The organism is Pseudomonas sp. B3(2017), assembly GCF_002113595.1.
In the GTDB taxonomy this organism is placed as follows: domain Bacteria; phylum Pseudomonadota; class Gammaproteobacteria; order Pseudomonadales; family Pseudomonadaceae; genus Aquipseudomonas; species Aquipseudomonas ekonensis.
In genome coordinates, this window is record NZ_NEIU01000025.1 from 1 (window position 1) to 19,778 (window position 19,778).

A 19,778-nucleotide genomic window follows, 5' to 3' on the forward strand; every position below is an offset into this window, starting at 1 on the left:
CCTGATCCCATCCCGAACTCAGAAGTGAAACGATGCATCGCCGATGGTAGTGTGGGGTTTCCCCATGTGAGAGTAGGTCATCGTCAAGATTAAATTCCGAAACCCCAACTGCGAAAGCGGTTGGGGTTTTGTTTTGCCCGCAGGAAAGTTTTGTTAGCGTACGCAGAACAAATTTGCACAGTTATTTTCGAATAAGAACACTAAAATAGACCCCTCTTTTTCGGAGCCAGTGCCCTTATGTCTGATTCGGTTGACGCCCCCGGGCTGTCAGATTTACCGCTGGATGACTTGGTGGCCTGCCATGAGTGCGACTTGCTGATGCGCAAGCCGAAACTTGCCCATGGCGAGAAAGCCCTTTGCCCTCGCTGCGGCTACGAACTGTACGCCCATCGCCACAACGTGGTGCAGCGCAGCCTCGCCCTGGTTGTGGCGGCGCTATTGCTTTATGTGCCGGCGAACTTTCTGCCCATCATGCAGCTCAATGTACTCGGGCAATCATCGCAGGACACGGTCTGGAGCGGCGTCGTCGGTCTTTTCGACACCGACATGCGCGGCGTCTCGATCGTCGTGTTCCTGTGCAGCATGGCGATTCCGCTGCTCAAGCTGTTGTGCCAATTGATGGTGCTGCTGACGATCCGCTTCAATGTCGGACGCAGTTATGGCCTGCTGCTCTATCGGATCTATCACCACATGCGGGACTGGGGAATGCTGGAGGTGTACCTCATGGGCGTGCTGGTGGCGATCGTCAAGTTGGCGGACATGGCGGCGATCACCGTCGGTCTCGGCCTGATGTGCTTCATCGGTTTGCTGTTGGTTCAGGTCTGGCTGGAGGTGGTGATGTCACCGCATCAAATCTGGCAGGCGTTATCAGGAGAGGATGCCCATGCGGGCGATTGATGCAGGCATTCTGATCTGTGCCGAATGCCATGAACTGAACAGGCAGGAGGCCGGCACCGATGAGCAGACGTGCACGCGTTGCGGAGCGCAGGTCCACGCCCGGCGTCCGAACAGCCTCGTGCGTACTTGGGCGTTGTTGATCACGGCCGCCATCATCTACATCCCGGCCAACGTGTTGCCGATCATGACCGTCAGCGCGTTGGGCCAAGGCGAGCCCGCCACGATCATGTCCGGCGTGATCCAACTGGTGCAGCACGGGATGATCCCGATCGCGGCGGTGGTGTTCATCGCCAGCATCCTGGTGCCGACGTTCAAGCTGGTGGGCATCGCCCTGCTGCTGTTTTCCGTGCAGCGGCACCAGCCGTTGTCCGCACGTCAGCGGATCTGGATGTACCGCTTCATCGAGTTCATCGGCCGCTGGTCGATGCTCGACATTTTCGTGATCGCCATCCTGGTGGCGGTCGTCAACTTCGGCCGGCTCGCCAGCGTCGAAGCCAATCTCGGCGCCGTCGCCTTCGCCAGTGTGGTGATCCTGACGATGCTCGCCGCTGTCACTTTCGATCCCCGACTGATTTGGGACAACACGGAGTCGGATGCCGACCATGACTGATTTGCCTGTAGCGAAAACCCGACCGGCCTCGAACTGGTCCGCCATTTGGGTGCTGCCCCTGATCGCCCTGATCATCGGCGGTTGGCTCGGCTGGCGTGCCTACAACGAGACCGGCATCGAGATTCAGGTGCGCTTCGAAAGCGGCGAGGGCATTCAGGCCAACAAGACCGAAGTGTTTTACAAAGGCATGACGGTCGGCAAGGTGAAGGCCCTAAAGCTCGACGACGAAGGCAACTCCAAAGGCGTGATCGCCACGATCGAGATGAACAAGGATGTCGGACAGTACCTCAAGACCAGCACCCGTTTCTGGCTGGTCAAGCCGAGCGTGAGCCTGGCCGGCATCACCGGCCTCGAGACCCTGGTGTCCGGCAACTACGTGGCCATCAGCCCGGGAGAAGGCGAGCCGACCCGCAAGTTCACGGCCCTGGCCGAAGAGCCGCCGCTGTCCGATTCCCAGCCGGGCCTGCACTTGACCATCAAGGCGGATCGCCTTGGCTCGCTGGACCGTGGCAGCCCGGTGTTCTACAAGCAGATCAAGGTCGGCCAGATCAAAAGCTACCTGCTGTCCGAAGACCAGAACACCGTCGAGCTCAAAGTGTTCATCGAACCGGCCTACGCCAAACTGGTGCGCAAGCACACGCGGTTCTGGAACGCCAGCGGCATCAGCATCGACGCCAACCTGTCAGGCGTGAAGGTGCGCAGCGAATCCCTGGCCAGCATCGTCGCCGGCGGCATCGCGTTCGCCACCCCGGAGAACCGCAAGGACAGCCCGCCCACCGACCCGAGCCTGCCGTTCCGCCTCTACGAGGACTTCGACGCCGCGGCCGCCGGGATCCGGGTGAAGGTCAAGCTCAGCGACTACGAAGGTTTGCAGGCCGGCCGTACGCCGGTGATGTACAAGGGCATCCAGGTCGGCAATCTCAAGGCGCTGAAGATCGATCCTGACCTGTCCACCGCCACCGCTGAACTGACCCTCGACCCGCTGGCCGAGGACTATCTGGTGGCCGGCACTCAGTTCTGGGTGGTCAAACCGTCGATTTCCCTGGCCGGCATCACCGGCCTGGAAGCGTTGGTTAAAGGCAACTACATCGCTGTGCGCCCGGGCGACAAGGGTGCGGCGCCGCAGCGCGAGTTCGAGGCCCGGCCGAAGGCGCCGCCGCTCGACCTGCGGGCGCCGGGCCTGCACCTGGTGCTGTTCACCGACAACCTGGGCTCGCTGGAGGTCGGCAGCCCGGTGCTCTACAAGCAAGTCAAGGTCGGTTCGGTGCAGAGCTATCAGTTCTCCAAGACCAAGAAGCAATTGGTCATCGGCGTGCACATCGAGAAGGAATACGAAAACCTGGTCAACGCCTCCACCCGTTTCTGGAACGCCAGCGGCGTCACGCTGACGGGCGGCTTGACCAGCGGCATCCAGGTCAAGAGCGAATCCCTGCAGAGCCTGATGGCCGGCGGCATCGCATTCGAGACGCCGCAGGCCAAGGCACCGCTGCAGAAGCGCATTCCGCGTTTCCGTCTGTTCGCCAACCATGACGAGGCGAACCAGAAAGGCGAGGTGGTGACGATCAAGGTCGACCGCGCCGACGGGTTACGCAGCGGCACGCCGATCCGCTTCAAGGGGTTGGATGTCGGCAAGGTCGAGAGCGTCGACCTGACGGACGACCTGCAGTCGGTGATCCTGACTGCCCGCATCACCGAAGTGCCGGAGCGCATCGCCCGGGTCGGCAGTCAGTTCTGGGTGGTCAAGCCGGAGCTGGGGCTGATCAAGACCTCCAACCTGGAGACCCTGGTCACCGGCCAATACCTGGAAGTGCAGCCGGCGGCGAAGAGCCTCGGGCCGCAGAAAAACTTCGTGGCGCTGGCCAGCCCGCCGGAAGCGGCGAAACAGGAGCCGGGGCTGAGCCTGGTGCTGAGCGCCGCCCGCCGGGGCTCGCTCAAGCCTGGCGTGCCGGTGACCTACCGCGAGATCACGGTGGGCAAAGTCACCGGTTACGAGCTGGGGCAGACGGCGGACCGGGTGCTGGTGCACATCCTGATCGAGCCGAAGTACGCGCCGTTGGTGCGCAGCGGCACGCGGTTCTGGAACACCAGCGGCCTGGGCTTCGATTACGGTCTGTTCAAGGGCGTGACGGTGCGCACCGAGTCGCTGGAGACCCTGATCCAGGGCGGCATCGCCTTCGCCACGCCGGACGGCGAGCGGATGGGCAGCCCGGCCCGTGCGGAGCAGACGTTCCCGCTGTTCGACAAGTTCGAGGACGAGTGGCTGACCTGGGCGCCGAAGATTCCGCTCGGCAAGTGACCTATGCGTAGGCGCCGGCACTGAAAATCCCAGGCCAAGAAAAAGGGCCGCGATCCATTGGATCGCGGCCCTTTGTTTTGCCTTCAGCCCACGCGGATCAGACCGCGTCCAGCTCCGGCTCGTCGGCTTGCGCGTTGAGGGTGGCCTTCACCACGTCGTGACGGCGGATGTACTTCCAGTCCGCCTCGTCGATGTAGATCCCCGCCGGGCCGCTGCCGCCTTCCAGGTCGATGGCGACACTGGCGCAGACCTGCGGCTTCACGCTCGCCAGGATCGGCACGAAGCCCAGCTGCAGGCTGGTCTCCAGCAGCGCGGCCTGGTTCTTCTCGTCGATGTCCGCCGCCTCGTCGAGGTAGTACGGCAGACGCACGCGGCCGGCCAGGTCGCGGTCCATCAAGTGCAGCAACAGGTACATGTTGGTCAGCGCCTTGATGGTCATGGTGGTGCCGTTGGACGCCGCACCGTCGATGTCGGTGTGGATCACCGGCTGGCCGTTGACCTTGGTGATCTCGAACGCCAGTTCGAACAAGTCCTTGAGGCCGAGCTGGTTGTGGTTGGCCGCCACCAGCCGCGCCAGGTATTCCTTGGCCTCTTCGTTCTTGTTGTCCTGCTCGGCGCTCTGGCTCAGGTCGAACACCGACAGGGTCTCGCCTTCCTCGTACTGGCCGGCGCTGTGGATGATCTGGTCGATGTGCTTGAGCGCTTCCTTGTTCGGTGCCAGCACGATGCGGAAGCTTTGCAGGTTGGACACCTGACGCTTGTTGATCTCGCGGTTGAACAGCGCCAACTGGTGTTCGAGGCTGTCGTAGTCGCTGCGGATGTTGCGCAGGGTACGGGCGATGTCGGTGACCGCCGCGCGCCGCGCCTTGCCCAAGGTGAGGGCTTCGTCGGTGCGGTGCGCGTAGGCGTTGATCAGCAGCTGCAGGCGGCGCTCCATGTCGTCTTCGCTGTCGAACTTGGCCACGCCCTTGAGGCGCACCTGGGCGTACAGCGCTTCGATCTGGCCGTCGCAGCGCAGCAGGCCCTGCCAGCTGTCCTGGTAGTCGTTGAGCAGCGGCAGCAGGTTGTCCATCGAATCGTCGACCGGATCCATGAACGGCGTGCCGAACGGCAGATCCGCCGGCAGCAACTGACGGCGGCGCAGGGCGTCGTCGAGGGTGCGTTGCTTGGCTTCCATGTCGGCGATCTGCCGGCCGACCAGCTGCAGCTTGGCCGACAGCTGCTGGACGCGTTCGGTGAACGCGTCGCTGGAGCGCTTGAGCTCGTCCTGGGCGGCTTCCATCTGCGCCAGTTGCTCAAGCTTGTCGCCTTCCTCGGCGCTCAGGGTCTGGGTGCGGCGGAAGTCTTCCAGCGCCTTCTGCGCGTCCAGCACCTGCTGGTACAGCGCTTCGGTCTGGGTCTTGCTCGCGGCGCGGTCGGCGGCCACGGCCTGCTGGGTCTTGAGTTGCTTGAGCTCTTTTTCCAGACGCTCCTTCTGGTCGCGCAGCGCGGCGCGGTCGGCCAGGGCCTGGAGGGCCGGCGGTTCGATGTGCGAGATGTCGATGGACAGGCCCGGCACCTCGAAGCGCTCGCCCTTGAAGCCGTCGAGGATCAGTTCCACGGACTTGACCCATTCTCCGGCGTCGTCCAGCGCGATGCCGTGTTCGCCCAGCGGCAGGCTGAACAGCGCACTGTTGAACAGGCGCATCAGGCGTTCGACGTCCTGCTGGGAGAACTCTTCGCGCAGGCGGGCGTAGCTGTTGTTGTCGGCGTGGTCGAGTTGCTGCTTCACCGACTTCAGGCGCTTCTCCAGATCGCGCAGGCGCTCTTCCAGATCTTCGGCGCTGAACTGACGGGACTGCGCCAGGGCGCCGGCCAGTTCGTCGTGGGCGTCCTTGGCGGCCAGCAGCTGCTGCTCCAGCACCTTGACGTCGTCGACCAACGCAAAGCGGTGCTTGAGCACCGACAGCTCACCGAGCCAGCGCTGGATGCCGGTGATTTCCCGCTCCAGGCGCATCAGTTCCTGGGTGCCGCCGCGCTGGTCGTTCTGCAGGTCGTCCTGCTCGCGGCGGTAGTGTTCGGCCTGGATCGTCAGCTCTTCCTTGCGCGCGTTGGCGTAGTCCGACCAGGTGCCGAGCAGCGAGTCGAGCAGCGGCGACAGGCGATGCAGCTTGCCGCGCAACACGTCGCGCTGCTTGACGCCGTTGGCCAGGGCCTCGACCAGCGGGCCGGCGGCCACCAGCGAGTTGTAGTCCTGTTCCATGCGGCGCACATCGCGGAAGGCTTCTTCGCAGGCGGCGATGTAGTCGACGCTGCCGGAGCGCAGGCTGTGCTCGAACGCGTCGAGGAACAGTTGCTTGAGCTTGGCTGCGGTGATTTCGCGCATGTGCAGCAGGTTGATGAACAGGGCGCGGAAGGTCTTCAGGCTTTGCTCGTTGGTGGAGCGCAGCGGGATCAGGGTCAGGTCGAGCGGGATCGACGTATGGCCGCCGACCAGCAGGCGACGCAGTTCGTCGGGCTTGAGCTCGTAGGCTTTGAGGCCTTCGCGCTCAAGGTTGCTGAACAGCTCCTTCTGGCGCAGGCAGGTGTCGTCTTTCTGGTAGTGGGCCAGGTCGAGCTTGCCGGCGTAGGCGAAGAACTGGTGGCCGAAGCCGCCGCCCGGGCCGCGACCGGCCACGCCGATCACGTGGGGGCCGTGGGGCAGGTTGACTTCGACGAGGATGTAGCTGGTGTCCGAGGCGAAGTAGAAGCGCCGCGACTGCTCCAGGCTGTACTTGCCGAAGCTCATGTCCGACATGCGCGCCAGGATCGGGAACTGCAAGGCGTTGATCGAGGCGGACTTGCCGAGGTTGTTCGCGCCGTAGACCGACAGCGGCTCTTCCAGCGGGAACAGGCCCAGGCTGTAGCCGGCGGTGTTCAAAAGGGCAAAGCGGCGGATGCCGTAGCGTTCCTGGCTCATTCGCCATACTCCTGTTCTTCGGCAATGGCCCGGGCCAGTGCGTCTTCTTCGCTTTCGTCCTCGAATTCGGACAGGTCAAGCGGGTCGTCGGTGGCCAGAAACTTCGCTTCGGCCGCGGCGTCGATCAGCACCGGCGCCGGCAGCGGCAGGACGCTGTGGACGCTGGCCGCCAGGTCGCGGTCCTGCTGCACCGACAGGCACACGTCGAGGAAACGGTGCATCGGCGGCAGGAAGCGGTACACGCCGTTCTCTTCGCTGGCGAAGCCGAGCTGGGTCATGCGGCGCATGATCTTCTCTTCGAGTTCGTCCTGGGTCTGCACTTCGGCCTGGATGAACAGGTCGCGGTACTTTTCCAGCAGCGACGGCAGTTCCTCGCGGCCGAGGCTGCCGCCGTCGAGCACGGCGATCGGGTCGCGGCCCTGGTCGGCCAGGTGCTCGACGAGGATGAAGGTGAACAGCGCCAGGCGCTGGGCGGTCTTGTTCACCGCGGCGGCGGCCATGTCCGGCACGAAGTAGTAGAAGCCGCGGGTGTCGCAGACCAGTTCGAAGCCCAGGGCCTTGAACAGCGTGCGGTACTGGTCCTGGAAGTTGGACAGTTGCGCGTACAGTTCCGGATCGCGGCGGCTGACGTGGTAGCCCTTGAACAGTTCGCGGAAGATCGGCGCGAGTTGGGACAGTTCGGATAGATCAAGATGCATGAGAAGTACCTGCAGAGAGGGGGCTCGCAGCATCCTCGGCGGCGGTGTCGCGGGCCGAGAGCAGGGCGAAGGAGCGCAGGCTGACCCGGTGCTCGTGAGTGTGGTATTCGCGGCGCTCCAGACGCTCGCGCTTGAAGCGTTTCTCCCGCGACAGGCGCGAGAACCAGTAGAGCAGTTCGTCGGTGGCGCCGTCCGGTTCCTGCTCCAGCAGCCAGTTCATCAGATCCGGCATCGGCAGGGCTTCTTCGCAGCGGTCGACCATTTCGCGCACGGTGCGCGGCGCCCGCGGGGCGTCGCCGCCCTTGGCGGTCTTGTGGGCCTTGGGGAAGCGCGCCGGTTTCGGCTCGAAGCGGGCGAGGGCGTACACGTAGGCCTCGACCTGGCTGGCGCTGCCCAGGAACGTGCTCTGCGGACGGGTGAACAGCGGCATCGCCGCCTGCGGCACGGCGTCGAGACCCTTGCGCCGGATCGCCGCCAGGGCGAGGGCGGCGCCGCGGGTCACGGCGTTGTGCCGGCGGGCCTCTTCGCGCAGCGGCAGCAGCAGTTCCCGGGCGTGGCGCAGGGTGAGCTGGGCGCTGGTCTGCATTTCGAGGATGCGCGCGTGGGTGCGCAGCAGCATGTCGTCGTCGACCAGGTGGCCCAGGCGCTGCTGTTCGCTGAGCATCTTGAGCAGCACGGTCTCGACCTTGCGCACGCCCTGTTCGAAGGCGCCGTCGGCGTTGACCAGGTCGATCATCGGCTCGACGTACTCGTCCCAGGTCGCCAGCACTTCGGCGTAGCGCTGGCGCAGCGGGATCTGCCGGTCGCTGGTCTTGGCCCGTTCGGCCACGGCCACCAGGGCCTGCTCGTCGTTGTCGAGCTTCTTCAGGACGTCGCGCACGCGCATGTCGAGCAGGCGCAGCTGACGGGCGAGGTCGTTGCCGTCGCGGATCTCGAAGGCGTCCTGGATGTAGCCGGCCAGGCGTTCGAGGTGGCGCAGGTAGGCTTCGATCTCCAGGCACAGGCCCAGGCGGTGTTCACGGCGCAGGTAGGCGAGGAAGTCGTGGATCTGCGCGTTGAGCTCGAAACGGTTCGGGCTTTTGGCCACGGGCACCAGAATGTCGAGGCGGATCCACACGTCGAGCAGGTGGGTGATGTCCTGCGGCGTGCTTTCCAGTTGCTGGGCGGCCAGTTGCGTGCGCAGTTCGTTGAGGCTCAGGGTGCCTTGGTCGAAGTGCTCGCACAGTGGCTCCAGAAGTGCCCAGTGTTCAGCGAGGGCGCGCAAGACGCGCTTGGGTTCGATCATCGGAATGGCCGGCTGGTTGGCGGATAAAAGCCGCGATTGTACTGCATCGCGCGCGGTGCGATTCATTCTCGGGACGGGCTGTCGCATTCTTTGGTGAACGGACACCGGTCAAGGCTATCGATCAACAGCAAGCGATCTTGAGCGAAGGGCGGTAGAATCAGCGCACTTTAAGTTATCCACAAGTGGCCGACCCTTGCTTATCGAGTCCCGCCGCCGCGCCTATCTGAACGCCATGCAGGTGGTCAATTGGCTGCCGCGCACCGAATTGCCCTTTGCCGCGCCGTCGCGGCCCGAGTTGCTGGAGGCGCCTGAACCCGAGGCCGTCGTGCCGGATCTGCCGGCCTCTGCGGCCTCGGCCCCGGCGCAATCGGCCCCGCGTGCGGCCGAGCGGGTGAAGATCGAAGTGCCGCGCCCGACGCCGGCCGCCGGCCGTCCTGCCGCCAAACCGGTGGAGGACGCCGAGGAGGCGGCGCCGGTCGTGCGTCCCGCACCGGTGCCGCCGCCGCGTTTCGCCCTGCAGCTGCTGCGGGCCGGGCGGTGCTTCCTGCTGGTCGAGCTGCCCACCGGCGAGCCGTTCCAGTCCCGGGATCCGGCCTACCTGCTGCTCAAGGACATGCTGCGCGCCGCCGGCCTGCCGGACGCCCCGCAGATCGTCGGCGAGCCGGTGCGCTGGCCGCTGCTGGTGCGCAGTTCGATGGATCAGGGGCCGGAGGCTGCCCGGGATTTCGTCCAGGGGTTCCTGTCGGTGCGCATGGAAGAAGCGCCGTGTGCGTTTGTGTGGCTGATCGGTCTGCCGGCGGTGCGGTTTGCCGGCGAGGCGGACGCCGAGGCGTTCAACCGCGAACTGCAGATCGAAGGGCTCGGCCCGGCCTGGGCGTTGCCGGGCCTGGAACTGTTGATGGAAGAGCCGCAGCGCAAGGGCGCCGTGTGGCAAGCCATGCGCCGGCTGATGGCGCGCTGGAAAGAATCGAATGAGTGACGCTGTATCGTTCCGCCCGATGACCGAGGCGGACCTGGACGCTGTGCTGAAGATCGAATACGCGGCGTACAGCCACCCGTGGACCCGCGGGATCTTTCTCGACGGTCTGGGCAAGTACCAGATCTGGCTGATGTTCGAAGGCCAGCAGCAGGTCGGTCACGGCGTCGTCCAGATCATCCTGGACGAGGCGCACCTGCTGAACATCACGGTCAAGCCCGAGAACCAGGGCCGCGGCCTGGGGCTCAAACTGCTGGAGCACCTGATGTCCCGAGCCTACGCGGCCGAGGCGCGGGAGTGTTTCCTGGAGGTGCGCGACAGCAACACCGCGGCGTTTCGCCTGTACGAGCGCTACGGCTTCAACGAGGTCGGCCGGCGCCGGGACTACTACCCGGCGGTGGGCGGACGCGAGGACGCCGTGGTGATGGTCTGCACGCTGGTCGACTGATCCCCTCTGGCCGCACAAGGCCTGCACGGTCTCAGCGCTTGCGGTCCAGCGGGTCGCGCCTGGCCAGTTCCGCCTCGTCCGGCCCGTCGCCGGCGCCGATGTCCCGGCTGTCGACGATGCTCAAGTCCCAGTCCGCCGGATCGTCCCGACCGGCCTCATGGGCATCCCTGGCGCCGTCTTCGCGGATCAGGGTCTCCGGGCTCAGGTCATCGTCGGTGGGCTGATGGTCGCCGACGGAAGCACCGGTCATGCCCGCTTCACGCACCCGCTGGCGGGGCATCAGCTGTTCGCGCTCCCGGGGCGGCAGTTCGTCGCCGATCTTGGCGTCCGGCTGTTCGTCGTCGAAATCCAGCTCGTGCACCGACCCCATGCGGTCTTGGGTATCATCGATCGGCGCCGGCTGCGCTGCGTCGAAGGGGCGTCGTGAGTCGTTCATGGCAATTCCTCGTACTATGCTATGGGCCTTATCTGGGTGGACTCACCGGGCACCCGAGAAATTCCGATGAAAACACTTGCCGCGCATCCGTGACCCCGACCGGCGGTCGACTGTCACACCCACGCATCTTTCTTGAGGCCTTACAGCATGCATGACTTACAAGACCTGATTGATAACAACGAGCGTTGGGCTGACGCGATCACCAAGGAAGACCCGGATTTCTTCGCCAAGCTGGCCCGCCAGCAGACGCCGGAGTATCTGTGGATCGGCTGCTCCGACGCACGGGTGCCGGCCAACGAGATCGTCGGCATGCTGCCGGGCGATCTGTTCGTGCACCGCAACGTCGCCAACGTGGTACTGCACACCGACCTCAACTGCCTGTCGGTGATCCAGTACGCGGTGGACGTGCTCAAGGTCAAGCACATCCTGGTGACCGGCCACTACGGCTGCGGCGGTGTGCGGGCCTCGATGCAGGATCGCCAGTTCGGCCTGATCGACGGCTGGCTGCGTTCGATCCGCGACCTGTACTACGAGAAGCGCGAAGAGATCGCCAAGCTGGCGACCGAGGAAGAGCAGGTCGACCGCCTGTGCGAACTCAACGTGATCCAGCAGGTGGCCAACGTCGCCCACACCAGCATCGTGCAGAACGCCTGGCACCGCGGCCAGAGCCTGTCGGTGCACGGCTGCATCTACGGCATCAAGGACGGTCGCTGGAAAAGCCTGAACACCACCATCAGCGGTTTCGAGCAACTGCCGCCGCAATACCGCCTGCGTCCGGTCGGGGCGCCGTGACGGCGTGATCAGCGCCGGCGCCTCCAGTCCTGCAGGAAGCGCTGGCCTTGCGGGTTCGGCGGTTCGTCGAACCCGGTGATCCAGCCGCGGCAGCGCGGGGCGCCGCAGCCGCAGGCGAACTGGTGCAGCACCTTGCTTTCGGTGGCGGCCAGATCGACCGTGAGCCGCTCGCCCGGCGCGATGTCCCTGAGCGCCCACAGCCACAGTTCGCTCATGTCCAGGAACACGTTCGGGTCGCAGGCATGTCCGATCAACCCGCAGAATCTCGGGTCATACAGATGCACGTCCGGCAGCAACTGCCGGGTCTGCCGGCAGCGGTAGGGCAGCAGTTGCCCCGAGATCCGGCACATGCGGCTGATGCGCAGGAATCCCTTGCGCGCCACGACGGCCGAGGGCAGGCCTTGGGGATCGTGGACGATCTCGAAGTCGTGCCGGGAGGGAAAGCCTAGGCGGACCGGCAGCCCCGCGAACGGATAGATGCCTTCCGTGTCGCGCGGCACGGGTCGTTGGACGACGCAACGGTTCATAACTGTCCCTGTCGATGGTCGTGTTGATTCCTCAAAACCGACGTCCTGTCGGTACTGTTTCGCTGATTGGCTCAATGTTCTCGCGAGCGGCCCGGCAGGTCTACTGTCAGATCTGACAGGCGAAATGGACGCATCCTTGCGTCAGCCCTGGCTGACACAAGGGGCGTCGAGCGTGCCTTACAGGTGCGGGGCGGGTTGGGCGGTGGCCGGCAACGGTTCCTTCAGGGCCTTGAGCTGCGTCTTGACCGGCGCGGTGGCGCACTTGGCCGCCGCCTGCTCCGGGGTGAGGTTGCGGATCGAGGTGTAGAACAGCTCGCAGGTCTTGACCTTCTGCGTGACTTGCCAGGTCTGGGTGCAACTGTCGAGCAGGGTCTTCGGATCGCTGCCCGGCTTGCTGCCCATGCCCGCCTGCCAGCAGGCGGCGCTCAGGTCCTGGCCCATCACCTTCAGGCCGGCCGCGTCGGCCTTGGCCTGGGCGTCGTCGCCGGTGTAGGTTTCCGGATCCGCCGCGTACCAGATGTAGCTCGGGTGGTTGGAGCCCAGCACCGGCACCTTCACGCCGTCGCTCGGGCTGATGGTCGCCAGGCCCAGCACGTTCACGGTCTGGCCGTACTGCTGCTTGATCCAGTTACGCACCGGCGCGCCGAAGGCCACCATCGGCAACGCGGCGCCGTTGGCGCTGACGCTGACCTGCTTGACCATGGTGGTCTGGTAGTCCTTGAAGTAGTCGTAGACGCCTTCCAGATCCTTGCCGGCGCTGGCCGGCGCGGCGATCGGGGCGATGTCGACGATGGTCTGGTAGGCCGGGGTCTGGTCGGCGGGGATGCCGTTGTCGGTCAGAAGCGCCGCCCAGCGGTCGGTGGTGTTGGAGCGCAGGTAGTCCTGGGCCTGGGTCAGCGAATAGTCCGGCGGGAAGTGCAGCAGCTCGACGCTCTTGCGGTTCTCCAGGGCCATGCCCAGCGGCAGGAACAGATACCAGCTGTACGCCCACTTGCCGTCGGCGTTGAGCTTGCTGGCGCCGGTGTAGGCCAGGTCGCCGGCGTCCAGCAGGGCGGACAGCGGCTTGTCGTAGCCCTGCGGCACGCCGCTGATCTCGGCGTAGAGCTGATCGTTGTCGGTCTTCACCAGCACCTTGGCGTTGGCGTACCCGTCGCGCTGCACGCTCTGGGTCAGGTAGTGCGACACGGTCTGTTCCAGCGTCCAGTTGCGGAAACAGATCACGCTGCAGTTGTTGGGGTAGGCGAAGAGGCGGGTGACGCGTTCGGTGCTGCCCAGCTTCAGGTCGACATCGGCGTGGGCCGCCGCGCTGAGGGTCAGCGCGGCGAGAGTGAGTCCTGCGAGTTTGAACATGCTCAGATCCTTTTCAGCGTGGGTCCCGGAGATGGGATGCGTGCCATATTGGATCAGCCGTACGGCGCAGAGAAGCGCCCGCACGGAGTTTTTTTGCACGCCCGCAGGCGCTCTCCTCAGACCGGAAAACGCAGGGCGGCGGTCAGGTCGCCCAGCGGTTTCTGGCCCCGGGCGGCCATGGCCTCGTCGCGTTGCCTGAGCCCGTCGAGCTTCTCCAGCCGGAACACCCGGGTGATCAGGCGCAGGATCGAGGCGGTGTCGTACACCGTATGGTCCACCGTGCCCTTGCGGGCGAACGGCGACACCACCAGCGCCGGCACCCGGGAACCGGGGCCCCAGCGGTCGCCCTTGGGCGGCGCGACGTGGTCCCACCAGCCGCCGTTCTCGTCGACCGTGACGATCACCACCATGTTTTTCCATTGCGGACTTTCCTGCAGCACCTTCAAGGCCCTGGCGATGTGGCGGTCGCCGGAGGCCACGTCGGCGTAGCCGGCATGCATGTTCAGGTTGCCCTGGGGCTTGTAGAAGCTGACGGCTGGCAGCTTGCCGGCCTCGGCGTCGGCGAAGAAGCGGTTGCTGCCCGACTCGTCGCCCAGGCCCGCGTCACGCAGGCGCCGGGCGCGCTCTTCGGGGTTCTCGGGCCCCTGCTGGCGGAAGTAGTTGAACGGCTGGTGGTGGTACTGGAAGTTCGGGATCTTGGGGATGCCGCCCGAGTCCTTGAACTGATCCAGCGTCGCTTGCCAGGCGCCGGCGTACCAGGCCCAGTCGATGTTGCGCTTGGAGAGCTTGTCGCCGATGTGTTCGTGGGTCTGGGGCACCAGGACGTTGGGCAGGTCCGGCTTGGAATAGGCCGGCCGCTCCGGGTCGCGGATCCAGGTGGGCCAGTACGGTGGCGCCAGGGTGTTCACCGCATAGCCGTCCGGCGTCAGCGCGCTCGGGCCGAACTGCGGCGGGCCGGTCATGGCGCTGGCCGGGGATTGCTCCAGCGGCTTGAGGCGCGGGTCGGCGGGGTCGTCGCTCTGCAGGGACGCGATCTGACCTTTGGCCACCGACTCGGCCGCGTGCGGATAGAAAGGCACGGTGGCGCTGATCAGGTACTGGTGATTGAGGAAGGAGCCGCCGAAAGCGCCCTGGAAGAAGTTGTCGCACAGCACGAACTCCCGGGCGACGTCCCACAGGCGCAGGGAATAGCGGCTCTGTGCGTAGTGGCCCATGGTCAGGCCGCCGGAGTCGGCCCAGGCCACGAAGCCGTCGTTCTTGCCGCCGTTGATCTGCATCTGGTTCTGGTAGAACACGTGCCACAGGTCGCGGGTCACCAGGCCCAGCGGCAAGTCTTCGGCGTTCGGCCCTTTGAGGGCGAACGGTGCGTTGGGCAGGTTTTCCTGAAACTGCACGGCGGTGGGGTACGTCACGCCGTCCAGGGTCTGCGGGCCGGTCTGCAGGATGCCGCCCCAGGCGGGAGGCAGGGCCGGCAGCAGGCTGCCGTCGCGGTCGCGCTGCTGGTAGTCGGCGGGCTTGAGGGCCGACAGCGGTCGCTCGACGCCCGGGAAGTCGCCGAACAGGTTGTTGAAGCTGCGGTTCTCGGCGTAGATCACCACCACGGTCTTCACGTGGGTTTGCAGGGCCTTGTCCAGTTCGGCCGCCGACAGCGGACGTTCGTCCGTCTTGCCCGATCCGTCGCTGCGGTTGCCGCAGGCCGCCAGCGTCGCGCCGGCGCCGAGCACCGCCACACCGCCGAGGAAACGGCGGCGACTGGTGTCGGCAGGAAGGTCATGGTCGGGGGAGGGCGGGGCGCTGTCGTTTGTGTCGTCGTTCATCTAGAAGCCTGTGTCTGCTTAATTGTTTCAGTATGTTTCTTGCGGACGCTAGCAAGGGAATGTGACGGTTGGGTGACCGTCCGCAAGGCCAGGCCCGTCGCAGCGGGAGCGCGGTGTGTCCGCGCCCCCGTCAGGCCTGAGTCCGCCAGCCGAGCCGGTTACGGCATCGCCGGCGGCAGGTAGGCCAGCGTCGTCCCCAGTGCCCACAGCAACGCCAGCACCAACGGCGTGTGCACCAGCAACTGCACGAACGAGAAGCCGATCAAGTCCCGCGCCTTCAGCCCCAGCACGCCCAGCAGCGGCAGCATGTAGAACGGGTTGATCAGGTTCGGCAGGGCCTCGGCGGCGTTGTAGATCTGCACCGCCCAGCCCAAGTGGTACTTGAGGTCGTTGGCCACCTGCATCACGTACGGCGCCTCGATGATCCACTTGCCGCCGCCGGACGGGATGAAGAAGCCGAGGATCGCCGAGTACACGCCCATCAGCAGCGCATAGGTGTCATGGGAGGCGATGCTGACGAAGAACGTCGAGATGTGGTGGGCCAGGGTCTGGGCGTCGGCGCCCTTGACCGTGGTCATCAGCGCGGCGATGGAGCCGTACAGCGGGAACTGGATCAGCACCCCGGTGGTGGTCGGCACGGCGCGGGCGACCGCGTCGAGGAAGCTGCGCGGGCGCCAGTGCAGCAGCGCGCCGAGCATGATGAACAGGAAGTTGTAGGTGTTCAGCCCGGAGATCGCGGTGATCGCAGGCTTGGTCGAGAACTCGTGGAACAGCCAACCGGCCGCCAGCAGCACCAGCACGATGATCAGCAGCGGGCTGTGTTCCAGCCACTCGCCGGGGCGGGTGCGCGGTTGCAGCGGCGGCAGGTTGAAGCTCGGGTCGATGCCGCAGGCCTGGGCGTCGCGGGCGGAGTTCGGGCCGGGGGCGGTGGCGTAGGCGATGATGATCGACACCACGATCAGCGCCAGCAGCATCACGCCGGACTGCCAGAGGAAGATGGTCTGGGTGAACGGGATCACCCCGGTGATCGACAGGATCGACGGCGGCAGGCTGCCGGGGTTGGCCTGCAGTTGCGCGGCCGACGAGGACAGGCCCAGCGCCCATACCGCGCCGAGGCCCAGGTAGGCCGCGGCGCCGGCGGCGCGGTAGTCCATCTTCAGGTCGCTGCGCCGGGCGAGGGCGCGCACCAGCAAGCCGCCGAACACCAACGACAGGCCCCAGTTGAGCAGCGAGGCGACCATCGAGATCAGCGCGACCCAGGCCACGGCCGAACGGCCGTTCTTGGGCAGCCGCGCCAGGCGGTCGATCAGTTTCACGGCGGGCGGCGAGCTGGCGACCACATAGCCGCCGATCACCACGAAGGCCATCTGCATGGTGAACGGGATCAGGCTCCAGAACCCGTCGCCGAACGCCATGGCGGCGTCGGTGGGCTTGGCGCCCATGGCCAGGGTGGCCAGGGCCACGATGATCACGGCGAGCGCGGCGAACACCCAGGAATCGGGAAACCAGCGTTCGGCAAAGTTGGAGCAGCGCAGGGCAAAACGGGCGGAGCGGCTATCTTCGATGTCAACGGCCACGGGAATACCTCGGATTCTTATGTTTATTGTGATCCGTCAGAAGCGCCGCGCCCCCTGTGGCAGCGGGCTTGTCCGCGAAGGCGTCAGGCCGGTCGGCATCGGTGCCGGACGCAACGGCCTCTTCGGGGGCAAGCCCGCTGCCACGGTGTGTCTGGCGTGGTGTCTGCGGACAGGCCCCAACAGTAAATCAGGCGCCGGCCTTTCCGTGAGCAGGTTTTGCAAAACCGGGACTATGGTCTAACGGGTTGTCCCCCGGCCCGTTTGCGTAGACCATGGGCGCCCCGGTTTTTGCCGCTGCCCGAGCCTCTGCCATGACTGCCGCCCCGCTTGCCCGACCGGCCCCTTTCAGCCGTTCCGACTACAAGACCTTAGGTCTTGCGGCGTTGGGCGGGGCGCTGGAGATCTACGACTTCATCATTTTCGTGTTCTTCGCCCTGACCCTCAGCCAGCTGTTCTTCCCGCCGGAAATGCCCGAATGGCTGCGCCTGCTGCAAAGCTTCGGGATCTTCGTCACCGGGTACCTGGCGCGGCCGCTGGGCGGGATCCTGATGGCGCATTTCGCCGACCGCCTGGGGCGCAAGAAGGTCTTCAGCCTGAGCATCCTGATGATGGCGCTGCCGTGCCTGCTGATCGGGCTGATGCCGACGTACGCGCAGATCGGCTACTTCGCGCCGCTGCTCCTGCTGGCGCTGCGCATCCTGCAAGGGGCGGCGGTGGGCGGCGAGGTGCCGAGCGCCTGGGTGTTCGTCGCCGAGCACGCGCCGCCGGGCCACCGTGGCTATGCCCTGGGCTTTCTGCAGGCCGGCCTGACCTTCGGTTACCTGATCGGCGCGCTGACCGCGACCTTCCTGGCGCAGATGTTCACCCCGGCGGAGGTGCTGGACTACGCCTGGCGCTACCCGTTCCTGCTCGGCGGCGTGTTCGGCGTGATCGGTGTGTGGCTGCGCCGCTGGCTCAGCGAGACGCCGGTGTTCATGGCGATGGAGGCGCAGCGCGAAGCGCGGGTCGAACTGCCGCTGCGCACGGTGCTGCGCGAGCACCGCCTGGCGATGCTGCCGGCCATGCTGCTGACCTGCGTGCTGACGTCGGCGGTGGTGGTGTTCGTGGTCATCACCCCGACCATGATGCAGAAGACCTTCGGCATGACCGCCAGCCGCACCTTCGCCTTGAGCGCGCTGGGCATCGTGTTCCTGAACATCGGCTGCGTGATCGCCGGCAAACTGGTCGACCGCATCGGCGCCTGGCGCACGGTCATGCTCTACAGCCTGCTGCTGCCGCTGGGCATCGGCGTGCTGTACGCCTGCCTGATCGGCGGGGGCGGCTGGATCGGCCTCGCCTATGCCGTGGCCGGGCTCGCCTGCGGCGTGGTGGGGGCGGTGCCGTCGGTGATGGTCGGCCTGTTTCCGGCGCGGATCCGGGTGTCGGGGATCTCCTTCACCTACAACATCGCCTACGCGGCCTGGGCCAGCGTGACGCCGCTGCTGCTGGTCGGGCTGATGCCGTGGAGCCCGTGGGTCTGCGTGATCTTCTGCGCCGTGATGGGCCTGGCGGGCCTGGCCGGCGCGGCGTATTTCGGCTCGCGGATGCCGCATCCGGGACAGTGCCGGGTGGCGGGAACCGCCTGAGTGGCGGGGGCCGAACTATTTTTGTAGGACAGCCCTCAAGCGCACTTCAGAAAAGAATCCCGAGGCCGATGGTTAGGTGGCATACCCGCTTTCTACCCATCGGTGCTTTCCCATGTTCAATACACGCCTGAAGCAAGAGCTCGCGGCTCTTCGCGAAGAACTCTCCAGCCTTCTGCAAGTGAAAGAGAGTCTGGAAAGCGAGATGCTGGTGCTGACCCTTGAGCCCGACGGACGCATCCAGTCCGCCAACCAGAATTTCCTCAACGAGATGGGCTACCGGAGCCACGACCTGATCGGTCGTGCCCTGGAAGACATCGTGCCGGCCCATGTGAAGTCCGATGAGTTCCACCACCGTTTCCGCGCCGCGCTGACCCGCGGCGAACACTTCGCCGGGGCCGTGCGCCTGCTGCGCGGCAATGGCGAAGAAGCCTGGTTGCGTTCCATTTCGCAGCCGATCCGCTCCTCGGACGGGCGGATCAAGTATTTCGCGATCTACTCCAGCGACCTGACCCGCACCATCGAGGCCTCGCGCGAGCACGAGAACCTGATCGGGGCGCTGGTGCGTTCGACCGCCGTGATCGAGTTCGACCTCAACGGCAACGTGCTGAGCGCCAACGACCGCTTCCTCAATGGCATGGGCTACAGCCTGGCGCAGATCCAGGGCAAGCATCACCGCATGTTCTGCGACCCGATGGAAGCCGGCAGCGCCGACTACCAGAACTTCTGGCGCCGCCTGAACAACGGCGAGTTCGTGGCCGGCCGCTTCAAGCGGGTGGACAGCCATGGCCGCACCGTGTGGCTGGAGGCTTCCTACAACCCGGTGGTCGACGCCAACGACAAGCTCTACAAAGTGGTGAAGTTCGCCACGGTGATCACCGACCAGGTCAACCAGGAGCAGGCGGTCGCCGAAGCCGCCAACATCGCTTACAGCACCTCGCTGCAGACCGACAGCACCGCCCAGCGCGGCACCGCGGTGGTGACCGAAGCGGTCAATGTGATGCGCGACCTGTCACGGCACATGCAGACCGCCGGCGAAGGCATCGAGGCGCTGAACGAGCAGTCGCTGGTGATCGGCACCATCGTCAAGACCATCAGCGGCATCGCCGAACAGACCAACCTGCTGGCGCTCAACGCTGCCATCGAAGCGGCCCGCGCCGGCGAGCAGGGGCGGGGCTTTGCGGTGGTGGCCGACGAAGTGCGGCAACTGGCCTCGCGCACCAGCCAGGCCACCGAAGAGATCGTCGGCGTGGTGCGCCAGAACCAGGACATGGCGCGCAACGCCGTGGCCTTGATGACCGACGGCAAGCTCCAGGCCGAACAGGGCCTGGCGCTGGCGGCGGAGGCGGGCACCGTGATCGTCGAGATCCAGGACGGTGCGCAGAAGGTGGTGAACGCGGTCGGCCAGTTCGCCAACCAGCTGTCCAACTGATTCAAGGCTTCTCCCTGTGGGAGCGAGCCTGTTCGCGATGGCGTCCGATCACTCACGTTCCAGGTGACTGACGGGGC

At 65.8% G+C, this 19,778-nt stretch carries 15 protein-coding genes, 1 rRNA gene and 2 pseudogenes; 10 read left to right on the plus strand and 8 right to left on the minus strand.

Annotated elements, in window-relative coordinates:
• The 4 genes from rrf to CAG33_RS25550 all read left to right on the plus strand — a co-directional run.
• A 5S ribosomal RNA gene (rrf, locus tag CAG33_RS25535) occupies positions 1-89 on the plus strand; the annotation flags it as partial.
• 148 nt (positions 90-237) lie between these two features.
• Positions 238-897, plus strand: coding sequence for a paraquat-inducible protein A (locus CAG33_RS25540; RefSeq protein WP_085584651.1), 660 nt, complete (start codon positions 238-240; stop codon positions 895-897).
• A complete protein-coding gene (locus CAG33_RS25545; RefSeq protein WP_085584653.1) occupies positions 884-1,507 on the plus strand; it encodes a paraquat-inducible protein A in 624 nt (207 codons plus the stop codon). The genes CAG33_RS25540 and CAG33_RS25545 overlap by 14 nt, the downstream gene beginning before the upstream one ends.
• Complete coding sequence (locus CAG33_RS25550; protein ID WP_085584655.1) at positions 1,500-3,803, plus strand: intermembrane transport protein PqiB; 2,304 nt, start codon at positions 1,500-1,502, stop codon at positions 3,801-3,803. The genes CAG33_RS25545 and CAG33_RS25550 overlap by 8 nt, the downstream gene beginning before the upstream one ends.
• Positions 3,804-3,900: 97 nt before the next feature.
• Here CAG33_RS25550 and mksF read toward each other — a convergent pair whose 3' ends face one another.
• Genes mksF through mksB form a run of 3 tightly spaced genes read right to left on the minus strand, consistent with a single transcriptional unit; the run spans position 3,901 to position 8,724 of the window.
• A complete protein-coding gene (mksF, locus tag CAG33_RS25555; protein WP_085584657.1) occupies positions 3,901-6,741 on the minus strand; it encodes an Mks condensin complex protein MksF in 2,841 nt (946 codons plus the stop codon).
• Positions 6,738-7,439, minus strand: coding sequence for an Mks condensin complex protein MksE (gene mksE, locus CAG33_RS25560; RefSeq protein WP_085584659.1), 702 nt, complete (start codon positions 7,437-7,439; stop codon positions 6,738-6,740). Before mksE ends, mksF begins: the two co-directional genes overlap by 4 nt.
• Positions 7,429-8,724: an Mks condensin complex protein MksB gene (gene mksB, locus CAG33_RS25565; protein ID WP_170930077.1), complete on the minus strand. Its 1,296-nt coding sequence runs from the start codon at positions 8,722-8,724 to the stop codon at positions 7,429-7,431. Before mksB ends, mksE begins: the two co-directional genes overlap by 11 nt.
• Positions 8,725-8,956: 232 nt before the next feature.
• Here mksB and CAG33_RS25570 point away from each other — a divergent pair, with 232 nt between their 5' ends.
• Together CAG33_RS25570 and rimI are read left to right on the plus strand one after the other, a co-directional pair.
• Positions 8,957-9,703 (plus strand): energy transducer TonB, encoded by a 747-nt coding sequence (locus CAG33_RS25570; RefSeq protein ID WP_085641013.1) that lies wholly within the window; start codon positions 8,957-8,959, stop codon positions 9,701-9,703.
• The gene (gene rimI, locus CAG33_RS25575) at positions 9,696-10,148 is read left to right on the plus strand and encodes a ribosomal protein S18-alanine N-acetyltransferase (RefSeq protein WP_085584665.1); all 453 of its coding nucleotides are present in this window, start codon (positions 9,696-9,698) and stop codon (positions 10,146-10,148) included. The genes CAG33_RS25570 and rimI overlap by 8 nt, the downstream gene beginning before the upstream one ends.
• A 31-nt stretch (positions 10,149-10,179) precedes the next feature.
• Here rimI and CAG33_RS25580 read toward each other — a convergent pair whose 3' ends face one another.
• Complete coding sequence (locus CAG33_RS25580; protein ID WP_085584667.1) at positions 10,180-10,584, minus strand: serine kinase/phosphatase; 405 nt, start codon at positions 10,582-10,584, stop codon at positions 10,180-10,182.
• 147 nt (positions 10,585-10,731) lie between these two features.
• On the opposite strand from CAG33_RS25580, the gene can reads away from it, so the two are divergent.
• Entirely contained in the window at positions 10,732-11,376 is a 645-nt protein-coding gene (gene can, locus CAG33_RS25585) for a carbonate dehydratase (RefSeq protein WP_085584669.1), read from the plus strand.
• Positions 11,377-11,384: 8 nt separating this feature from the next.
• On the opposite strand, the gene CAG33_RS25590 is transcribed toward can, so the two are convergent.
• The 4 genes from CAG33_RS25590 to CAG33_RS25605 all read right to left on the minus strand — a co-directional run bounded on the left by CAG33_RS25590 (position 11,385) and on the right by CAG33_RS25605 (position 16,647).
• Positions 11,385-11,903, minus strand: a complete 519-nt coding sequence (locus CAG33_RS25590) for an SET domain-containing protein (RefSeq protein WP_085584671.1) — start codon at positions 11,901-11,903, stop codon at positions 11,385-11,387.
• A 177-nt stretch (positions 11,904-12,080) separates the two neighbouring features.
• Positions 12,081-13,253 (minus strand): hypothetical protein, encoded by a 1,173-nt coding sequence (locus CAG33_RS25595; RefSeq protein WP_085641015.1) that lies wholly within the window; start codon positions 13,251-13,253, stop codon positions 12,081-12,083.
• A gap of 116 nt (positions 13,254-13,369) precedes the next feature.
• On the minus strand, positions 13,370-15,070 hold the full coding sequence (gene acpA / locus CAG33_RS25600) for an acid phosphatase (RefSeq protein ID WP_085641017.1): 1,701 nt from the start codon (positions 15,068-15,070) through the stop codon (positions 13,370-13,372).
• A gap of 158 nt (positions 15,071-15,228) precedes the next feature.
• A complete protein-coding gene (locus CAG33_RS25605) occupies positions 15,229-16,647 on the minus strand; it encodes a short-chain fatty acid transporter (RefSeq protein WP_085641019.1) in 1,419 nt (472 codons plus the stop codon).
• 311 nt (positions 16,648-16,958) lie between these two features.
• Here CAG33_RS25605 and CAG33_RS25610 point away from each other — a divergent pair, with 311 nt between their 5' ends.
• The 3 genes and pseudogenes from CAG33_RS25610 to CAG33_RS29150 all read left to right on the plus strand — a co-directional run.
• On the plus strand, positions 16,959-18,272 hold the full coding sequence (locus CAG33_RS25610; RefSeq protein ID WP_085584679.1) for an MFS transporter: 1,314 nt from the start codon (positions 16,959-16,961) through the stop codon (positions 18,270-18,272).
• 202 nt (positions 18,273-18,474) lie between these two features.
• A pseudogene (locus tag CAG33_RS29145) lies at positions 18,475-19,113 on the plus strand (PAS domain-containing protein); the annotation flags it as partial.
• A 156-nt stretch (positions 19,114-19,269) separates the two neighbouring features.
• Positions 19,270-19,701 (plus strand): annotated as a pseudogene (locus CAG33_RS29150) (methyl-accepting chemotaxis protein); the annotation flags it as partial.
• Positions 19,702-19,778 lie beyond the last annotated feature (77 nt).